We start from the raw sequence: 18,963 nt of genomic DNA, 5'->3' as shown, positions 1-18,963 counted from the left end.
CATTAGAATATAGGTTAAGTCCTCGATCTATTAGTATCTGTCAGCTCCACGTGTCACCACGCTTCCACCTCAGACCTATCAACCTGATCATCTTTCAGGGATCTTACTTCCTTGCGGAATGGGAAATCTCATCTTGAGGGGGGCTTCATGCTTAGATGCTTTCAGCACTTATCCCGTCCGCACATAGCTACCCAGCGATGCCCTTGGCAGAACAACTGGTACACCAGCGGTGCGTCCATCCCGGTCCTCTCGTACTAAGGACAGCTCCTCTCAAATTTCCTGCGCCCGCGACGGATAGGGACCGAACTGTCTCACGACGTTCTGAACCCAGCTCGCGTACCGCTTTAATGGGCGAACAGCCCAACCCTTGGGACCGACTACAGCCCCAGGATGCGATGAGCCGACATCGAGGTGCCAAACCTCCCCGTCGATGTGGACTCTTGGGGGAGATAAGCCTGTTATCCCCGGGGTAGCTTTTATCCGTTGAGCGATGGCCCTTCCATGCGGAACCACCGGATCACTAAGCCCGACTTTCGTCCCTGCTCGACTTGTAGGTCTCGCAGTCAAGCTCCCTTGTGCCTTTACACTCTGCGAATGATTTCCAACCATTCTGAGGGAACCTTTGGGCGCCTCCGTTACATTTTAGGAGGCGACCGCCCCAGTCAAACTGCCCACCTGACACTGTCTCCCTGCCCGATAAGGGCAGCGGGTTAGAAGGTCAATACAGCCAGGGTAGTATCCCACCGATGCCTCCACCGAAGCTAGCGCTCCGGTTTCCAAGGCTCCTACCTATCCTGTACAAGCTGTACCAACATTCAATATCAGGCTGCAGTAAAGCTCCACGGGGTCTTTCCGTCCTGTCGCGGGTAACCTGCATCTTCACAGGTACTATAATTTCACCGAGTCTCTCGTTGAGACAGTGCCCAGATCGTTGCGCCTTTCGTGCGGGTCGGAACTTACCCGACAAGGAATTTCGCTACCTTAGGACCGTTATAGTTACGGCCGCCGTTTACTGGGGCTTCAATTCGCACCTTCGCTTACGCTAAGCGCTCCTCTTAACCTTCCAGCACCGGGCAGGCGTCAGCCCCTATACTTCGCCTTACGGCTTCGCAGAGACCTGTGTTTTTGCTAAACAGTCGCCTGGGCCTATTCACTGCGGCTTCTCGGGGCTTTAACACCCTAAGAAGCACCCCTTCTCCCGAAGTTACGGGGTCATTTTGCCGAGTTCCTTAACGAGAGTTCTCTCGATCACCTTAGGATTCTCTCCTCGCCTACCTGTGTCGGTTTGCGGTACGGGCACCTCTCACCTCGCTAGAGGCTTTTCTTGGCAGTGTGGAATCAGGAACTTCGCTACTAAATTTCGCTCGCCATCACAGCTCAGCCTTTACGGGAAACGGATTTGCCTATTTCCCAGCCTAACTGCTTGGACGCGGATATCCAATACCGCGCTTACCCTATCCTCCTGCGTCCCCCCATTGCTCAAATGGTGAGGAGGTGGTACAGGAATATCAACCTGTTGTCCATCGCCTACGCCTTTCGGCCTCGGCTTAGGTCCCGACTAACCCTGAGCGGACGAGCCTTCCTCAGGAAACCTTAGGCATTCGGTGGACGGGATTCTCACCCGTCTTTCGCTACTCATACCGGCATTCTCACTTCTAAGCGCTCCACCAGTCCTTCCGGTCTGGCTTCACAGCCCTTAGAACGCTCTCCTACCACTGTTCGTAAGAACAGTCCGCAGCTTCGGTGATACGTTTAGCCCCGGTACATTTTCGGCGCAGAGTCACTCGACCAGTGAGCTATTACGCACTCTTTAAATGGTGGCTGCTTCTAAGCCAACATCCTGGTTGTCTAAGCAACTCCACATCCTTTTCCACTTAACGTATACTTTGGGACCTTAGCTGGCGGTCTGGGCTGTTTCCCTTTCGACTACGGATCTTATCACTCGCAGTCTGACTCCCAAGGATAAGTCATCGGCATTCGGAGTTTGACTGAATTCGGTAACCCGGTAGGGGCCCCTAGTCCAATCAGTGCTCTACCTCCGAGACTCTTACCTTGAGGCTAGCCCTAAAGCTATTTCGGAGAGAACCAGCTATCTCCAGGTTCGATTGGCATTTCACCCCTACCCACACCTCATCCCCGCACTTTTCAACGTGCGTGGGTTCGGGCCTCCATTCAGTGTTACCTGAACTTCACCCTGGACATGGGTAGATCACCTGGTTTCGGGTCTACGACCACGTACTCATGCGCCCTATTCAGACTCGCTTTCGCTGCGGCTCCGCATCTTCTGCTTAACCTTGCACGGGATCGTAACTCGCCGGTTCATTCTACAAAAGGCACGCCATCACCCGTTAACGGGCTCTGACTACTTGTAGGCACACGGTTTCAGGATCTATTTCACTCCCCTTCCGGGGTGCTTTTCACCTTTCCCTCACGGTACTGGTTCACTATCGGTCACTAGGGAGTATTTAGCCTTGGGAGATGGTCCTCCCGGATTCCGACGGAATTTCACGTGTTCCGCCGTACTCAGGATCCACTCTGGAGAGAACAACATTTCAGTTACAGGGCTGTTACCTTCTTTGGCGGGCCTTTCCAGACCTCTTCGCTTATATCGTTCCTTTGTAACTCCGTATAGAGTGTCCTACAACCCCAAGAGGCAAGCCTCTTGGTTTGGGCTGTTCCCGTTTCGCTCGCCGCTACTCAGGGAATCGCATTTGCTTTCTCTTCCTCCGGGTACTTAGATGTTTCAGTTCCCCGGGTATGCCTTCTCATACTCTATGTATTCAAGTATGGATACTACTCCATTACGAGCAGTGGGTTTCCCCATTCGGAAATCTCCGGATCAAAGCTTGCTTACAGCTCCCCGAAGCATATCGGTGTTCGTCCCGTCCTTCATCGGCTCCTAGTGCCAAGGCATCCACCGTGCGCCCTTTCTAACTTAACCATTTCTTACTTTAGAAAGAATCACTATGTGTGATGAACTTTGCATTGCATTCAATGTGAATGTATTACTTATTGTTATCTAGTTTTCAAAGAACACGTTGGTGGAGCCTAGCGGGATCGAACCGCTGACCTCCTGCGTGCAAGGCAGGCGCTCTCCCAGCTGAGCTAAGGCCCCGATTTAATAGAAGATGGTGGGCCTGAGTGGACTCGAACCACCGACCTCACGCTTATCAGGCGTGCGCTCTAACCAGCTGAGCTACAGGCCCATCTTTCATATCGAAGATATGATGTTGTAGGATCTTTTGCAAGTTCCTTCAAAACTAAACAAGACGAAAACGTACGCTGCTCCATATATCCTTAGAAAGGAGGTGATCCAGCCGCACCTTCCGATACGGCTACCTTGTTACGACTTCACCCCAATCATCTGCCCCACCTTCGGCGGCTGGCTCCATAAAGGTTACCTCACCGACTTCGGGTGTTGCAAACTCTCGTGGTGTGACGGGCGGTGTGTACAAGGCCCGGGAACGTATTCACCGCGGCATGCTGATCCGCGATTACTAGCGATTCCAGCTTCACGCAGTCGAGTTGCAGACTGCGATCCGAACTGAGAACAGATTTATGGGATTGGCTAAACCTTGCGGTCTTGCAGCCCTTTGTTCTGTCCATTGTAGCACGTGTGTAGCCCAGGTCATAAGGGGCATGATGATTTGACGTCATCCCCACCTTCCTCCGGTTTGTCACCGGCAGTCACCTTAGAGTGCCCAACTGAATGCTGGCAACTAAGATCAAGGGTTGCGCTCGTTGCGGGACTTAACCCAACATCTCACGACACGAGCTGACGACAACCATGCACCACCTGTCACTCTGTCCCCGAAGGGAAAGCCCTATCTCTAGGGTTGTCAGAGGATGTCAAGACCTGGTAAGGTTCTTCGCGTTGCTTCGAATTAAACCACATGCTCCACCGCTTGTGCGGGCCCCCGTCAATTCCTTTGAGTTTCAGTCTTGCGACCGTACTCCCCAGGCGGAGTGCTTAATGCGTTAGCTGCAGCACTAAGGGGCGGAAACCCCCTAACACTTAGCACTCATCGTTTACGGCGTGGACTACCAGGGTATCTAATCCTGTTCGCTCCCCACGCTTTCGCTCCTCAGCGTCAGTTACAGACCAGAGAGTCGCCTTCGCCACTGGTGTTCCTCCACATCTCTACGCATTTCACCGCTACACGTGGAATTCCACTCTCCTCTTCTGCACTCAAGTTTCCCAGTTTCCAATGACCCTCCCCGGTTGAGCCGGGGGCTTTCACATCAGACTTAAGAAACCGCCTGCGAGCCCTTTACGCCCAATAATTCCGGACAACGCTTGCCACCTACGTATTACCGCGGCTGCTGGCACGTAGTTAGCCGTGGCTTTCTGGTTAGGTACCGTCAAGGTGCGAGCAGTTACTCTCGCACTTGTTCTTCCCTAACAACAGAGCTTTACGATCCGAAAACCTTCATCACTCACGCGGCGTTGCTCCGTCAGACTTTCGTCCATTGCGGAAGATTCCCTACTGCTGCCTCCCGTAGGAGTCTGGGCCGTGTCTCAGTCCCAGTGTGGCCGATCACCCTCTCAGGTCGGCTACGCATCGTCGCCTTGGTGAGCCATTACCCCACCAACTAGCTAATGCGCCGCGGGTCCATCTGTAAGTGACAGCCGAAACCGTCTTTCATCCTTGAACCATGCGGTTCAAGGAACTATCCGGTATTAGCTCCGGTTTCCCGGAGTTATCCCAGTCTTACAGGCAGGTTACCCACGTGTTACTCACCCGTCCGCCGCTAACATCCGGGAGCAAGCTCCCTTCTGTCCGCTCGACTTGCATGTATTAGGCACGCCGCCAGCGTTCGTCCTGAGCCAGGATCAAACTCTCCGAAAAAATACAAAACCGAAGTTTTGCTTTTCGCCAGTTTGACTGACTACCTATGAAGTTTCATAGGATTTTTTTATAAAAACTCGAATTAACAGGTACGTTTTGTCTTGTTTAGTTTTCAAAGAACTTGTTTACCGCTTCAGAAGCGACTAGAACATCTTATCACATCCAAGTTGTTAGTGTCAACAACTTTTTTGTTATTATGTTTTTTCGTTTCTTCGTCATCAGCGACGTATATTAATTTACCACCCTATCCAATCAAAGTCAACAATATTTTTCATTAAATAATAAACTTTTCAATGACGATTAAAGCTGCTACGCCCGGAATACCCAATAAACCACTAATTCCACTCGTTACAGGGTTAATAGAGACATGTAATCCTAGACTCTCGCCAAATAGGTTGAGGCAAAATAAAAAAAGAGCGCCTGCTACAAACTTCACTCCGATAAGCCCTAACCATTTGAATGGATTCGCCTGCACACCTGACATAAACAACAATAGCACAGCTAGCAAAATTGACCCGATCACAATAACAGGTTCCATAATCCTCTCATCTCCTCTTCATATGAATAGTACAAGCATATGAGAGGACTATGTATAATAGACCTGCTATTTCCAGTTGTTTAAACGTAAATTCCTCTTTTTCGCTTCTCTCAGATAGAAAAAGTACTTCGCTTGAGCAAGCTTTAATTCGAATAGAATGTCCGGTGAAGGCTCAACGCTATTTGCGACAAGCTTTTTTTGTCTGTTCCATTCTTCCTTTTGCTTAAAAAGCTGTTGAATTAATTTCTCATCGAATTCTTTTCGAATTGATTTTCTGCGAAGAAAACCCATGTACCGTACTTCTCCTTCCTACATCTCACGTCTGCCTTCTAGAGCCTTAGACAGTGTAACTTCATCCGCATACTCTAAATCCCCGCCTACTGGAAGTCCGTGAGCAATGCGAGAGAGTTTAATTCCTGATGGTTTTAACAATCTGGAGATATACATGGCTGTTGCTTCTCCTTCAATGTTTGGATTGGTTGCAAGGATCACCTCTGTCACTTGATCGTCTTGCAATCTTTTTAATAGGTCAGGAATTTTAATATCCTCTGGGCCAATTCCGTCCATTGGCGAAATGGCACCATGAAGCACATGATATAAGCCGTTGTATTCTTTCATTTTTTCCATTGCGATTACATCTTTTGGATCCTGCACTACACAGATAACAGATTGATCTCTTCTTGTATCTTCACAAATATAGCAAGGATCTTGGTCTGTGATATGACCGCATACCGAACAATAAGTTAAATTACGCTTTGCATTTACAAGCGCCTTCGCAAAATCTAGTACGACATCTTCTTGCATACTAAGAACAAAAAAAGCCAGACGGACCGCAGTTTTCGGTCCGATTCCTGGCAATTTCATAAAGCTGTCAATCAGCTTTGATATTGGTTCAGGATATTGCATCTTCAGTTATTCCTCCTAGAATAAACCTGGCATGTTCATTCCTTTTGTGAATTGACCCATCGTTTCATTCGTTAGCTCATCGACTTTTTTCAATGCATCGTTTGTCGCAGCAAGTACAAGATCTTGAAGCATATCGATATCTTCTGGATCAACAACTTCTTCATTAATTGCTACATCAACGACTTCTTTTTGTCCATTTACTTTTACAGTGACCATACCGCCACCAGCTGTACCTTCAAGGACTTTTTCTGCAAGCTCTTCTTGAGCCTTCGCCATATCCTTTTGCATTTTTTGCATTTGTTTCATCATTTTTTGCATATTTCCCATTCCACCGCGCATATGAACACCACTCTCTTTCATTTTTATTAATCTTTAATTTCAATTAAATCGGTTCCTACTAATTTCTTTGCTTCCGCAATCAATGGATCCTCTTCAGAAGAAGTTTCCTGACCATCTGCTTGTTCATCCGGCTGATGATCTCTTAAAAATTCTTCTCTTATTTTACCCCATTGAGCGTCAGGAACGCCAACTAATTCCACTCTTTTTCCTAACATAGACTCTAGCAGTTGTTCAAGATTGGTCCGAACACCACTTTTATCTTCAGCAACCATTTTACAATGTATTTCAAATTTGAATTTTAAAACAAAGGCATGCGAAGCAGCCGCAACTGGCTCACTGTCCGTTAATAACGCAGCGTGAGACACCTTATTCTGCTGTTTCAACTGGGCAAGGAGCTCTCCCCATTTGCCTTTAATTTTTTCTAACTCAGGCCGTTTCGCTTCTTTTAGAATCTCATGAATTCGGCCGACAGGAGCACGATAGCCATTTTTGTTACTTGTTTGTGGTCGAGGCGCTTCCTTTTTTTCTTGAGGACTATGAGATGGAGACATTGGTACACCTTCGGCTCTTAGCCTTGATAGTTCCTGTTCCAGCCTGTTTATTTTATCTGTTAGCGCCGTTAAATCAGCGTCAGCATGACCTTGTGTCAATCCTGCTGTTGACTGACACAGCTTTACAACAGCTACCTCAAAGAAAATCCTTGGATGATTTGTCCATTTCATTTCTTGGTGGCTTTTATTCAGGACTTCAATTGTTTCATACAGAAATTGAGGTGTCACACGATCTGACAGCGCCACGAAACTTTCGTCGACCTTTACCTTTTCAAGGACCCCCTCGAGATCTGGTGCCGTTTTATAAAGCAGCATATCTCTAAAGTAAAAAATCATATCCTCTATTAATTTAGCAGCATCTTTCCCCTGCTGGAGCAACTCATTTAATGTATCTAACGCTGTCGCAATATTTTGATCAAAAATTGCTTCAGCAAGCTGACTAATGAAATGCTGAGATACAGCACCTGTAATGAGCAGCGCATCATCAATTGTCAATTGTTCACCACTAAATGAAATCGCTTGATCCAAGAGACTTAGTGCATCACGCATACCGCCATCAGCTGCACTAGCAATAATCTCGAGCGAACCCTCCTGTACGTTAAGGCCTTCTGCATCTACAATTTTCTCCATTCTTCCAACAATATCTTTAGTCGTGATTCGTTTGAAATCAAATCGCTGACAACGAGATATGATGGTAAGAGGAATCTTATGGGGCTCTGTGGTAGCCAAAATAAAGATACAATGAGCAGGCGGTTCTTCCAGCGTTTTAAGGAGGGCATTAAATGCCCCGATAGAGAGCATATGTACTTCATCTATAATATAAACCTTATACGTAACCGCCGAAGGAGCAAATTTCACTTTATCACGTATATCACGGATTTCATCTACCCCGTTATTCGAGGCAGCATCTATTTCAATCACGTCTGAAATTGAACCGTTTGTAATCCCTTTACAGGCATCACATGCATTACACGGCTCACTAACAGGTGACTTTTCACAGTTCACTGCCTTAGCAAAGATTTTGGCAGCACTTGTTTTACCTGTTCCTCTAGGACCTGAAAATAAGTAAGCATGAGAAAACTTTTTCTGCAAAAGGGCATTTTGCAACGTTTTTGTGATGTGTTCTTGTCCAACAACATCCTCAAAAACTTGAGGTCTGAACACTCGATATAAAGCTTGATAACTCACAAATACGCCCTCCTCCATTTATCATCTTTTTCATTATACATGATGCACCGATCAATTCAAAAGCACACCTTTATTTTCTAATATGCCAAAAAGATGATTTCAACTATAGATTTTCTACTTTCCATGCATTAAAAACGTATTTTCTAGCTTTGTAAAAAAACCCGAAACCCCAAACAGAACACCAGTTCTTGTTACGATTAGTGAAAAAAACAAATGGCTCCAAAAAGACTTTTTATCTATTTGTATAACCAAAGCAGTTCAGCTATTCTTTGAACAGCAACAAAAAACTCACCTAGTTAAACTAGATGAGTTACATTTAATATTGATTTACCGTGCACCTTCTGTCGATTCGCTACCCCAAGCGTTACTTAAACAGTTAGCTCGGCCCAGGCAACCCTGCGGCACATGAGAGGTTTCACTTAATGCTGCTTCCTTCCGGACCTGACATGGTTCATGAATTCCCATTGCGCAGGACCCAGACGTCAACACCACTTATTTAAGGCAGACCTTGAAGTAAACGAACCTCGAGAAGGGATTCGGCCTCGCTAGAGCGGATTGCGAGTACAGGGCACCGCTACCTCCCCGCTTAGCACGGCAAAATGAATATTAAATTGTTAGTGACGCAGACATAAGTATACCTTCTTATAGCTCAAATTGCAAACGGCATCCATTCATTTACTTTTGGCTTGTTTCTTTCGCTGACGGAGATTTCGGAAGAACTGACTTAACAGCTCACCACACTCATTTTCAAGTACACCACCGATGACCTCAGACTGATGATTGAACCGTTCATCATCCAGTAAATTCATTAAAGTACCTGCGCATCCACCTTTTGGATCGTATGCACCAAAAACGACCTTTTTCACTCTAGAGAGAACAATAGCACCCGCACACATTGGGCATGGCTCAAGCGTAACGTAAAGCACAGCATCTTCTAAACGCCAGCTCCCTGTCGCTTTACATGCTTCATCAATAGCAAGTAATTCTGCATGTGCAATCGAACGCTGCTCACTTTCCCTTAAATTATGAGCCCGGCTCACAATTTGATCATCAACAACAATGATCGCACCAATCGGCACTTCCCCTATTTGTTCTGCTTTTAAGGCTTCAGAAATGGCTTCTTGCATAAACTGTTCATCTTTCGTCATAGCACGGCTCTCTTTTCATGTTTTTTAAAAGGAAATTGAGGTTAACATATTATCACAATCTTTTAAAGGGGGTCTTATTTTGTCAAAGCACCAAAAGGCGCTACTTATTATCGACATGATTAATGATTTTGATTTTGAAATGGGACATGTGCTTGCAGAAAAAACAGAGCAAATGACCAATAAAATTTTAGCTCTTAAACAACATGCTTTCAAGGAAAATTGGCCAATCATTTATATCAACGATCACTACGGACTTTGGAAGGCTGATATCCAAGCTGTTCTGGAAACATGCAAAAACGAAAGAAGCGCTCCTATTTTAGAGAAAATGACACCATCTAAAGATAATTACTTCTTAATTAAACCTAAGCATTCTGCCTTCTACGGTACTGCACTAGAGACACTCTTAAATGAATTAGGTGTTGAGGACATTATTCTAACTGGAATTGCCGGAAACATTTGCGTTTTGTTCACTGCAAATGACGCATACATGCGAGAATACAATCTAATTGTACCTAAAGATTGTATCGCTTCAAACGACGACAGAGATAACGACTACGCTTTAACAATGATGGAGAACGTTCTTCTAGCCAAAATCACTACCGCTAAGGAAATCACGAATGAAAATCAAACATGATTTAGCCATAACCCTCATAAATTGTTAGCAATAACAAAGGGGGCGTTGACTATTCAAATTTATGTTGTCAAAAGAGGAGATACTTTAAACGACATTGCTATGCGTTTTAAAACGACAGTCAATGAAATCATCCGTACTAACGAAATCGAAACACCAAATCAACTCGTCATTGGACAAACAATTGTCATTCCAATTAGAGGTCAATTTTATGAGGTCAAACAAAATGACACACTATATCAAATTGGTAGACGGTTTCAAATCTCAGTGGAAGAATTGGCACGCGTGAACAGAATTCGGCCTGAAGCAATACTGCCTGTTCGTTTCTTGCTCTATATTCCACAAAGACCGAAAAGGAACATTAATTCCAATGCTTATATTGAACCACGGGGAAATCAAGTCAGTGAAAACTTAAAGCAGGCAGCTAGAGAGGCCTCCCCATACTTAACCCATTTAGACATCTTTAGTTTTCAAGCACAAAGAGATGGGACACTGCGAGAACCACCGTTAGACCAACTACCCCAGATTGCCGCTCAGAACAGAACTGTATTAACCATGGTGGTGACAAATCTAGAGAATGAAAAATTCAGTGATGAACTTGGGCGTATTCTTTTAACTAACCAATCTGTCAAAACGGCATTTTTAGATGAAATTGTTCGTGTTGCCAAAAAGTATCAATTCAAGGAAATCCATTTTGATTTTGAATATTTACGCCCTGTTGATAAAGATGCTTATATTCAATTTTTAAGAGAAGCAACAGCCCGTTTCCATCAAGAAAGATGGACAATATCTGTTGCACTTGCACCAAAAACAAGTAGTCAGCAAAAGGGCAAATGGTATGAAGCCCATGACTATGAAGCGATCGGTAAGATCGTCGATCATGTTGTGCTGATGACCTATGAATGGGGGTACAGCGGTGGCCCTCCACAAGCTGTCTCTCCAATTGGGCCTGTCCGCCAAGTCATTGAATATGCACTAACTGTCATACCGGCCAATAAAATTGTAATGGGGCAGAATTTATACGGCTATGATTGGACACTTCCTTTCGTCCAGGGCGGCCCCATCGCCAAAGCCGTCAGTCCTCAACAAGCAATTGCACTAGCTAGAGAGCACAATGTCTCTATCTTATACGACGAAACAGCACAAGCACCCCATTTTCGTTATACAGATGCCAACAACAAAGAGCATGAGGTCTGGTTCGAAGACGCTAGATCGATTCAAGCAAAATTCAATCTCATCAAAGAGCTAAAATTGAACGGCATTGCTTATTGGAAATTAGGTCTATCTTTCCCACAAAATTGGCTCTTATTATCAGATCAATTTAATATTGAAAAAAGAACGACATCGTAATCCATTCACTCTATCAATTAGAAGGGGTATGGTACAATATACATTGGTTTGACAACTTTAACTTTATAGATAGAGGAGAACGCCTATGTATCCTGCCCCTTTTATTGCAGTGGAAGGCCCAATTGGAGCCGGAAAAACAACTTTGGCTACAATGCTTGCGAAGGAATTTCAATTTCCTTTAGTAAAAGAGATTGTAGAAGAAAATCCATTCTTAGATAAATTTTATGAAGATATGGAACAATGGAGCTTTCAGCTTGAGATGTTCTTTTTATGCAATCGGTTCAAACAGTTAGAATCAATTGAAGAAAACTATGTGAATAAACAGCAGCCGGTTGTCACTGATTATTACGTCTATAAAAATATGATATTTGCAGAAAGAACCTTATCAAAAAAGCACATGGATAAATACAGAAAGATCTATCACCTGCTAACAGATGATCTTCCTAAACCAAATGCCATGATCTATATAAAAGCCAGCCTTCCCACCTTACTTGAAAGAATACAGATGAGAGGACGCTCTTTTGAAGAAGACATTGACCCAGCTTATTTAAAAACACTCATTGAAGATTACGAGCTGGCCATTGAACATTTAAAACAGACTGAGCCAGGGCTTCCCATCATTACAATTGAAGGAGATCATACAGACTTCGTTTCCTCACAGCAAGATTACCAGCAAATTGTACAGAACATAAAGGAGCAAGTGCTATGAACAATATCAAAATACCAAAGGACGCAGTCATCACAATTGCCGGGACTGTTGGTGTCGGCAAATCAACTATGACCAAAACAATAGCGGACAAGCTAGGGTTTCAAACCTCTCTTGAAAAAGTAGATGATAACCCATATTTAGAGCCTTTTTATTCAGATTTCCAAAGATGGAGCTTCCACTTACAGGTCTATTTCCTAGCTGAGCGTTTTAAGGAGCAAAAGCGGATTTTTGAATCTGGCGGAGGATATGTACAAGATCGTTCCATTTATGAGGACACTGGCATTTTTGCAAAAATGCATGCGGACAAAGGTACGATGTCTGAGGTCGATTATGAAACGTATACAAGCCTATTTGAGGCGATGGTGATGACACCTTACTTCCCTCACCCTGATGTCCTCATCTATCTACACGGAGATTTAGATCATATTTTACATCGTATTGAAGAACGCGGCAGAGAGATGGAAACTCAAACTGACCGGGCTTATTGGGAAGAAATGTACACTCGATACACGGAATGGATCGAACAATTTGATTTATGCCCAGTGATTAAAATTAATATTGAAGATTACGACTTACTTCATGATGAAAGCTCACTTGATCCCATTCTTCATGAAATAGCTTCTGTTATTCAAAAAAATCGCAATAAAACAAAATAAAAAAAACCGCTGCATTCGCGAAATGCAGCGGTTTGACAATTTCCAATTTTTATGCTTGCGTTCAATTCAACTAAGGTAAAAAATCAATATGGCGGAGGAAGAGGGATTCGAACCCCCGCGGGCTTTGACACCCCTGTCGGTTTTCAAGACCGATCCCTTCAGCCGGACTTGGGTATTCCTCCGTATCGACAAGAATTAATATACCATATCATTTTATTTGAAGTCAACACCTTTTCGTAAAAAAATTTCAATATGTGATTTTTGCATGATGTTTGCCTATAAAAAAGCAGCCATTGACGGCTGCTCTTGATCTATTTCGTATCCTGTCTAATTTCTTCAATAAACTGATTCATCTCTACTTTAAACTCATTTAATGACTCGATAATCTTCGTAAAGTCTGTCACTTGTTTGGCTTGTTCATTTGTTGAGCTGCTGATTTGTGAGATGTTTTCAGACAAAGTGCCAATGCTGTCTTGGATTTCTTTTAAAAATGTATTAATGGTTTCAGCCGCTTCCTTCGAGCCATCTGATAATTTGCGAACTTCATCAGCAACGACAGCAAACCCTTTTCCGTTCTCACCTGCTCTTGCCGCTTCAATTGCAGCATTTAAACCAAGCAGATTTGTTTGTCTAGCAATTCCGCCAATGGTTTTGACGACTTCTTCAATATTCGCAGATTTCTCTTCCGCTCTTCCTGCCTGTTCGCTTATTTCTAAACTTGTGGCAGCCAGTTCTTGTGAATGTGCAGCAATTTGCTCAATTCCACCTTGGAGTTCTTTCGCTACTTTATTGATTTGCTCCATATAACCGCTTAATTTCTTTTCGCGATGATGTGAATATGCCACTAAAAAAGAGCCGATTACTTTTCTATCTTCATCAAAAATCGGGTAACCTTTTACGGCAATTTCATAACCATATAAATGCTCTGGTAAATGACCGTCATATTCTTGTCCTCTTAATGTCGTCGCCACATTTTGGTCTTCTGGGTTCAATGGGTCTCCAACTTTCATACCAAAATCTATTGTGTTAGACGGGTAATAACAAAGTATCTTCTCTGTATCTGTGATGCCGAAAAGAATACTTTCATCTAGTACCTTTCTAAGTAAATGAGCCATTTCAACATAATAGTCAAGCCTATTCAAGGTTATTCCTTCTTTCCTAGAAGCTTTTAATTTTTTTATCGGCTAAATTCAGGAAAACTGTAGGACTTTTGGTAAAAAGAAAAAGATGCCTTGACGGCATCTTATTTCATCACTTCTTTATTTCCCATATAAGGACGCAGTACTTCAGGAATGATTACTGTGCCGTCCTCTTGTTGATAGTTTTCTAAAATAGCCGCTACGGTTCTTCCTACCGCTAATCCAGATCCATTTAATGTGTGGACATGTTCTGGCTTCGCTTTAGGTTCTGGACGGAAACGAATGTTTGCACGTCTTGCTTGGAATGCTTCGAAGTTACTGCAAGAAGAAATTTCACGGTACGTATTCTGGCTAGGAATCCACACTTCGATATCGTATTTCTTCGCAGCTGTGAATCCTAAATCTCCCGTACACATGCTCATGACACGGTATGGCAGGTTCAATAGCTGAAGAACTTTTTCTGCTTGATTTGTTAGTTTCTCTAATTCTTCATAAGAATCTTCTGGTCTGACAAATTTAACAAGCTCTACCTTGTTAAATTGATGCTGACGGATGAGTCCGCGTGTATCTCTTCCGGCAGATCCTGCTTCTGATCTAAAGCAAGCACTGAATGCTGCATAGTTGATTGGCAGCTGTTCACCTTCGAGAATTTCGTCACGATGCATGTTCGTAATTGGCACTTCAGCTGTTGGAATGAGGAAGTAATCTTCTTCACGTATTTTAAAGGCATCCTCTTCGAACTTTGGAAGCTGACCAGTTCCTGTCATGCTCGCTCTGTTGACCATATAAGGTGGAAGCACTTCAGTAAAACCAAACTCATCCACATGTAAATCAAGCATAAAGTTATACAATGCGCGCTCTAAACGTGCGCCAAGCCCTTTATAAAAAACGAAACGGCTTCCTGTCACTTTTCCTGCACGTTCAAAATCAAGGATTTTTAGCTCATCAGCTACGTCCCAATGTGGTTTTGGTTCAAATGAGAAGGCTGGCTGTTCGCCCCATTTTCTCACTTCCACGTTGTCGTCTTCTGTTTCACCAACTGGTACAGAGTCATGGGGGATATTTGGAATTGAGAACAGGATGTGCTGCAGGCTTTCTTCTACTGTTCTTAGCTCATCATCCAGCTTCTTGATCTCATCTCCTACCTCACGCATTTCTTGAATAATGTGATCGGCGTCTTTCTTTTCTCTTTTTAGAACGGCCACTTGCTGTGATACTTCATTTCTTCGGCTCTTTAATTCTTCTGTTTTCCCGATTAATTCTCTTCTTTTTTGATCTAGCTCACCAAACTTATCAAAATCCGCTAAATCTTCGCCTCGGTGTGCTAATTTTTCTTTGATTTGATCAAAGTCCGTGCGCAGTTGTTTAATATCCAGCATGTGTAACACTCCTTTTTTTATCGAAAAATAAAAAGAGCCCTCATCCCATGAAAGGGACGAGAGCTCTCGCGTTGCCACCCTGATTGAAAACATGCAAAGGCATGCTTTCCTCTTTCCTCTGTAACGGTATCACCGTAAATGCTTACTTCTCTAGTTTCAGCATTTCGCTCAAGGATGGATTCAGAATGCATCTTTCACCGATTCTCACCAACCATCGGCTCTCTGAGAAAGAGGGGCTTCTTACTATTTCCCGTCAACGCTTTTTCGATCTTTGATTGTGATTTTAATGTACTATAAGTTTTATCTCTTTTCAACCGTTTTATACAGCAAGCTTCGTTTTGTAGGACTTCACCATGTCTACAAACAGCTGTGTTAACCGGTGATCGTCTGTCAGCTCTGGATGAAAGGAGCAGCCTAAGATATTGTTTTCTTTCGCCATCACAATCCTGCCATCATATTCAGCCATGATTTCTACGTCATCATCTGCGCTGATGATATGAGGCGCACGGATGAATACCCCTGTAAACGGCGCATCCAGTCCTTTTACTTCTAAATCTGCTTCAAAGCTGTCTACCTGTCTGCCAAAAGAATTCCGTGCAACAGATACATTTAACAGTCCAAGATGAGCATCTTCTCGATCTTCGATATGCTTTGCCAGCATAATCAAACCGGCACATGTCCCGAAAATCGGTTTCCCTTGAGCAGCGAACGCTTTGATCGGGTCAATGAATTGGTACGTATCCATGAGTCTTCTCATCGTCGTACTTTCTCCACCAGGGATAATCAAACCGTCAACGGATTTTAGCTCTTCTACACGTTTGATGATCTTTCCTTCTGCGCCGCAGGCTTCAATCGATTGAATATGCTCTCTCACCGCTCCTTGAAGCCCTAGTACACCAATTGTCAGCATGTTCGTTTGTGCTCCCTTAATTACCAGCCACGCTCTTGCATACGTTCTTCTGGCAGTAGATTTGAAATTTCAATTCCTTTCATAGCTGTTCCAAGCTCTTTTGAAAGTTCTGCAATGAGACGGTAATCAGTGTAATGAGTCGTTGCTTCAACAATTGCTTTTGCAAATTTAGCTGGATTGTCTGATTTGAAAATACCAGATCCGACAAATACACCGTCTGCTCCAAGCTGCATCATTAATGCAGCATCTGCTGGTGTCGCAACGCCTCCTGCTGCAAAGTTCACAACTGGCAGCTTGCCGTCTCTTTTGATTTGTAGCAATAATTCATAAGGCGCGCCAAGATTCTTGGCTTCTGTCATCAGTTCATCTTCACTCATAGCCGATACTTTACGAATCTGAGCATTGACCTTTCTCATATGACGAACAGCTTCTACGATGTTGCCTGTCCCAGGTTCTCCTTTTGTGCGAAGCATAGAAGCGCCTTCTGCGATACGGCGGGTTGCCTCACCTAAATCGCGGCATCCACAGACAAAAGGTACTGTGTATTCATTTTTATTTAAATGGAATTCCTCATCTGCGGGCGTCAGCACTTCACTCTCATCGATATAATCAACACCAAGTGCTTCAAGAACACGAGCCTCGACGATGTGGCCGATACGTGCTTTTGCCATGACTGGAATCGTTACTGCATTTTGTACTTCCTCTACGATTCTTGGGTCTGCCATACGGGCAACACCGCCTGCAGCACGGATATCAGCTGGTACTCGTTCTAGTGCCATGACTGCCACTGCACCTGCTTCTTCTGCAATTTTTGCCTGCTCCGCATTGACGACATCCATAATGACGCCGCCCTTTTGCATTTCTGCCATTCCACGTTTCACTCGTTCAGTTCCCTTATTGCTCACAATAGTTTCCTCCCATTTGTCTATTCGATTCATTCAACATCTTTATCATACAAGCGAGGAAGTATAACAATAAAGAGAATAGTATAACAATTCAACCAGCCGATAAAAAAGAATAAACCCTTGTATATAAAGGGTTTTCAGCTAAAAACATGTCATTTTCTCTATCAAGTGAGATTTACATGCTATAATGCAACTATAACAATTAAAAATCATGTATAACAATTTTGTTTTCAATGGAGGGGTTTCATGCATATTGATATCCATCGACACTCTGATACATCTCTTTCAAATCAAATTTACTTTTCAATCATCGATCACATTCAATCGGGTTTGCTTCAGCAAGGAGAAAAGCTGCCAACTGTTCGTGATTTAGCTAAACAGCTCAATGTGAGTCTTGTCACGGCAGCTAAGGCATACACCCGATTAAAAGACGACGGGTACTTAACGACGGTGCAAGGTAAAGGAACTTTTGTGAATGAGCAGCAAGAGCAGACAGAGACCCCGGTTCCATCATCTACCTTTTTCGATTGGCAGTTGTCGATTCCAGATTATTTACCACGATCTCAATTCGCTCAGTATCACTATGTCGAAGAAGCCATTAACCTTTCTTCCTCTATGATCGATCCAGGGCTTTTGCCAAACCGGTATTTAGAAAAAGAAATGCAGCATGTACTAGCCAGACATCCTCAAATCATGTCGAAGTATGGAGAAATACAAGGTGATCTTCAGCTGCGACAAGTCATTCAGTCCTTTTTAGAAAAGTTGGATGTGCCCTCTACACCTGAAAATATCCTTGTAACAAGTGGTTCTCAGCAAGGGCTTGATTTGGTGGCACGTACGTTTATTGGTCCGGATGATGTGGTTGTCATGGAAGCACCGACCTATCCTGGGGCCATTGATGTCTTTATGGGCAGAGGAGCAAGAATCATTACCGTCCCTGTCGATCATGAAGGAATGAACATGAAGCAGCTTCAAAGCATTTGTGATAAATATAAACCGAAGCTGATCTATACGATTCCTACTTTCCACAGTCCAACAGGAGCCAGTATGTCGATGAAGCGTAGAAAACAGCTTCTCTTACTGGCTCAAAGCATTGATTGTCTCATTGTAGAAGATGACCCTTATCGTGAGCTTTATTTTGAAAAGAAGCCGCCAGCACCTATTAAAAGCTTGGACCATGATGGACACGTCATTTATTTACGAGGATTAAGTAAAACACTGGCTCCAGGATGCAGAATAGGGATTATCACCGCATCAGGCTCGATATTTAACCGCTTATTAGCTGCAAAGGCCAATAATGACTTAGGCAGCCCTCTCCTCACACAAAAGGCCATATTGCCGTTTCTGACATCGAAGAAAATGATTGATCATACGAAGAAGCTAAGAACCGCCTTGAAGGTGAGACGCGATTTGATGATGGATGTGTTAACGAAGCACGCACCGAAAGATGTAACGTGGCAAATTCCACAGGGCGGTCTCAATTTATGGCTCAGCTTTCCTTCCTGGGTCGATACACGAGCACTGTTACATGAGGCCCGTAAGCAGCAAATTACTTTTCTACCTGGCTCTGTCTGCTATCCTGGAGAGCCGAAACAGAATTATATCCGCCTCAGCTTTTCTTATGTGAATGAAAAAGCACTGGCCGAGGGCGTGGAAAAGTTATGTGGTATTTTTCAGCAAGCCTTGTCCACTCCTCAAAATCAGAAGCAATCGCTCTTCTTTTAACGATAAAAAAACTGCTCTCATGTATAGAGAGCAGTTTTT

15 protein-coding genes, 3 tRNA genes, 2 rRNA genes, 1 other RNA gene and 1 other annotated feature are annotated in these 18,963 nt (G+C 43.8%); of the genes, 5 read left to right on the top strand and 16 right to left on the bottom strand.

Annotated features, from left to right (window positions below; all coding sequences use genetic code 11):
* Positions 1–10 precede the first annotated feature (10 nt).
* The 11 genes from NSQ34_RS00180 to tadA form a co-directional block, all read right to left on the bottom strand.
* Positions 11–2,941: ribosomal RNA gene (locus NSQ34_RS00180) — 23S ribosomal RNA — on the bottom strand.
* 98 nt (positions 2,942–3,039) lie between these two features.
* Positions 3,040–3,115, bottom strand: a tRNA-Ala gene (locus NSQ34_RS00175).
* Between the two features lie 14 nt (positions 3,116–3,129).
* A tRNA-Ile gene (locus tag NSQ34_RS00170) sits at positions 3,130–3,206 on the bottom strand.
* A 95-nt stretch (positions 3,207–3,301) separates the two neighbouring features.
* Positions 3,302–4,850, bottom strand: a 16S ribosomal RNA gene (locus NSQ34_RS00165).
* The 16S and 23S rRNA genes sit together here with 2 tRNA genes alongside, the layout of an rRNA operon.
* A 274-nt stretch (positions 4,851–5,124) precedes the next feature.
* Entirely contained in the window at positions 5,125–5,388 is a 264-nt protein-coding gene (locus NSQ34_RS00160) for a pro-sigmaK processing inhibitor BofA family protein (RefSeq protein WP_034284261.1), read from the bottom strand.
* A 66-nt stretch (positions 5,389–5,454) separates the two neighbouring features.
* On the bottom strand, positions 5,455–5,679 hold the full coding sequence (locus tag NSQ34_RS00155) for a YaaL family protein (RefSeq protein WP_024425764.1): 225 nt from the start codon (positions 5,677–5,679) through the stop codon (positions 5,455–5,457).
* A gap of 18 nt (positions 5,680–5,697) precedes the next feature.
* Complete coding sequence (gene recR / locus NSQ34_RS00150; RefSeq protein WP_003218094.1) at positions 5,698–6,294, bottom strand: recombination protein RecR; 597 nt, start codon at positions 6,292–6,294, stop codon at positions 5,698–5,700.
* Positions 6,295–6,309: 15 nt separating this feature from the next.
* Positions 6,310–6,633: a YbaB/EbfC family nucleoid-associated protein gene (locus NSQ34_RS00145; protein WP_008342011.1), complete on the bottom strand. Its 324-nt coding sequence runs from the start codon at positions 6,631–6,633 to the stop codon at positions 6,310–6,312.
* A gap of 26 nt (positions 6,634–6,659) precedes the next feature.
* A complete protein-coding gene (gene dnaX, locus NSQ34_RS00140) occupies positions 6,660–8,372 on the bottom strand; it encodes a DNA polymerase III subunit gamma/tau (RefSeq protein ID WP_046314485.1) in 1,713 nt (570 codons plus the stop codon).
* A gap of 330 nt (positions 8,373–8,702) precedes the next feature.
* Positions 8,703–8,967, bottom strand: an RNA gene (gene ffs / locus NSQ34_RS00135) — signal recognition particle sRNA large type.
* Positions 8,968–9,043: 76 nt separating this feature from the next.
* Entirely contained in the window at positions 9,044–9,520 is a 477-nt protein-coding gene (tadA, locus tag NSQ34_RS00130) for a tRNA adenosine(34) deaminase TadA (protein WP_034284264.1), read from the bottom strand.
* A 79-nt stretch (positions 9,521–9,599) separates the two neighbouring features.
* On the opposite strand from tadA, the gene NSQ34_RS00125 reads away from it, so the two are divergent.
* The 4 genes from NSQ34_RS00125 to NSQ34_RS00110 all read left to right on the top strand — a co-directional run bounded on the left by NSQ34_RS00125 (position 9,600) and on the right by NSQ34_RS00110 (position 12,866).
* Positions 9,600–10,154, top strand: coding sequence for an isochorismatase family cysteine hydrolase (locus NSQ34_RS00125; protein WP_034284265.1), 555 nt, complete (start codon positions 9,600–9,602; stop codon positions 10,152–10,154).
* Between the two features lie 45 nt (positions 10,155–10,199).
* The gene (locus NSQ34_RS00120; RefSeq protein ID WP_046314483.1) at positions 10,200–11,501 is read left to right on the top strand and encodes a glycoside hydrolase family 18 protein; all 1,302 of its coding nucleotides are present in this window, start codon (positions 10,200–10,202) and stop codon (positions 11,499–11,501) included.
* 85 nt (positions 11,502–11,586) lie between these two features.
* The gene (locus tag NSQ34_RS00115; protein WP_061109572.1) at positions 11,587–12,210 is read left to right on the top strand and encodes a deoxynucleoside kinase; all 624 of its coding nucleotides are present in this window, start codon (positions 11,587–11,589) and stop codon (positions 12,208–12,210) included.
* On the top strand, positions 12,207–12,866 hold the full coding sequence (locus NSQ34_RS00110; protein WP_034284267.1) for a deoxynucleoside kinase: 660 nt from the start codon (positions 12,207–12,209) through the stop codon (positions 12,864–12,866). Before NSQ34_RS00115 ends, NSQ34_RS00110 begins: the two co-directional genes overlap by 4 nt.
* A gap of 89 nt (positions 12,867–12,955) precedes the next feature.
* Here the strand turns inward: NSQ34_RS00110 and NSQ34_RS00105 are convergent.
* From NSQ34_RS00105 to pdxS, 5 genes are all read right to left on the bottom strand, one after another.
* Positions 12,956–13,048, bottom strand: a tRNA-Ser gene (locus NSQ34_RS00105).
* Between the two features lie 129 nt (positions 13,049–13,177).
* Positions 13,178–14,008: a methyl-accepting chemotaxis protein gene (locus tag NSQ34_RS00100; protein WP_284384783.1), complete on the bottom strand. Its 831-nt coding sequence runs from the start codon at positions 14,006–14,008 to the stop codon at positions 13,178–13,180.
* Positions 14,009–14,109: 101 nt separating this feature from the next.
* Positions 14,110–15,384 carry a serine--tRNA ligase gene (gene serS, locus NSQ34_RS00095; protein ID WP_024426746.1) on the bottom strand — a complete coding sequence of 425 codons (1,275 nt, stop codon included), beginning with the start codon at positions 15,382–15,384 and terminating at the stop codon, positions 14,110–14,112.
* Positions 15,385–15,433: 49 nt separating this feature from the next.
* Positions 15,434–15,650, bottom strand: a binding site (T-box leader).
* Positions 15,651–15,703: 53 nt separating this feature from the next.
* Complete coding sequence (gene pdxT / locus NSQ34_RS00090) at positions 15,704–16,294, bottom strand: pyridoxal 5'-phosphate synthase glutaminase subunit PdxT (RefSeq protein WP_081123863.1); 591 nt, start codon at positions 16,292–16,294, stop codon at positions 15,704–15,706.
* A gap of 20 nt (positions 16,295–16,314) precedes the next feature.
* The gene (gene pdxS, locus NSQ34_RS00085; protein ID WP_039175840.1) at positions 16,315–17,199 is read right to left on the bottom strand and encodes a pyridoxal 5'-phosphate synthase lyase subunit PdxS; all 885 of its coding nucleotides are present in this window, start codon (positions 17,197–17,199) and stop codon (positions 16,315–16,317) included.
* Between the two features lie 246 nt (positions 17,200–17,445).
* Here pdxS and NSQ34_RS00080 point away from each other — a divergent pair, with 246 nt between their 5' ends.
* Positions 17,446–18,924 (top strand): PLP-dependent aminotransferase family protein, encoded by a 1,479-nt coding sequence (locus NSQ34_RS00080; RefSeq protein WP_254001529.1) that lies wholly within the window; start codon positions 17,446–17,448, stop codon positions 18,922–18,924.
* Positions 18,925–18,963 lie beyond the last annotated feature (39 nt).

Source organism: Bacillus sp. FSL P2-0069 (genome assembly GCF_038593315.1).
Classification (GTDB): Bacteria; Bacillota; Bacilli; order Bacillales; family Bacillaceae; genus Bacillus; species Bacillus safensis.
This window is presented reverse-complemented; position numbering and strand designations above follow the sequence as displayed.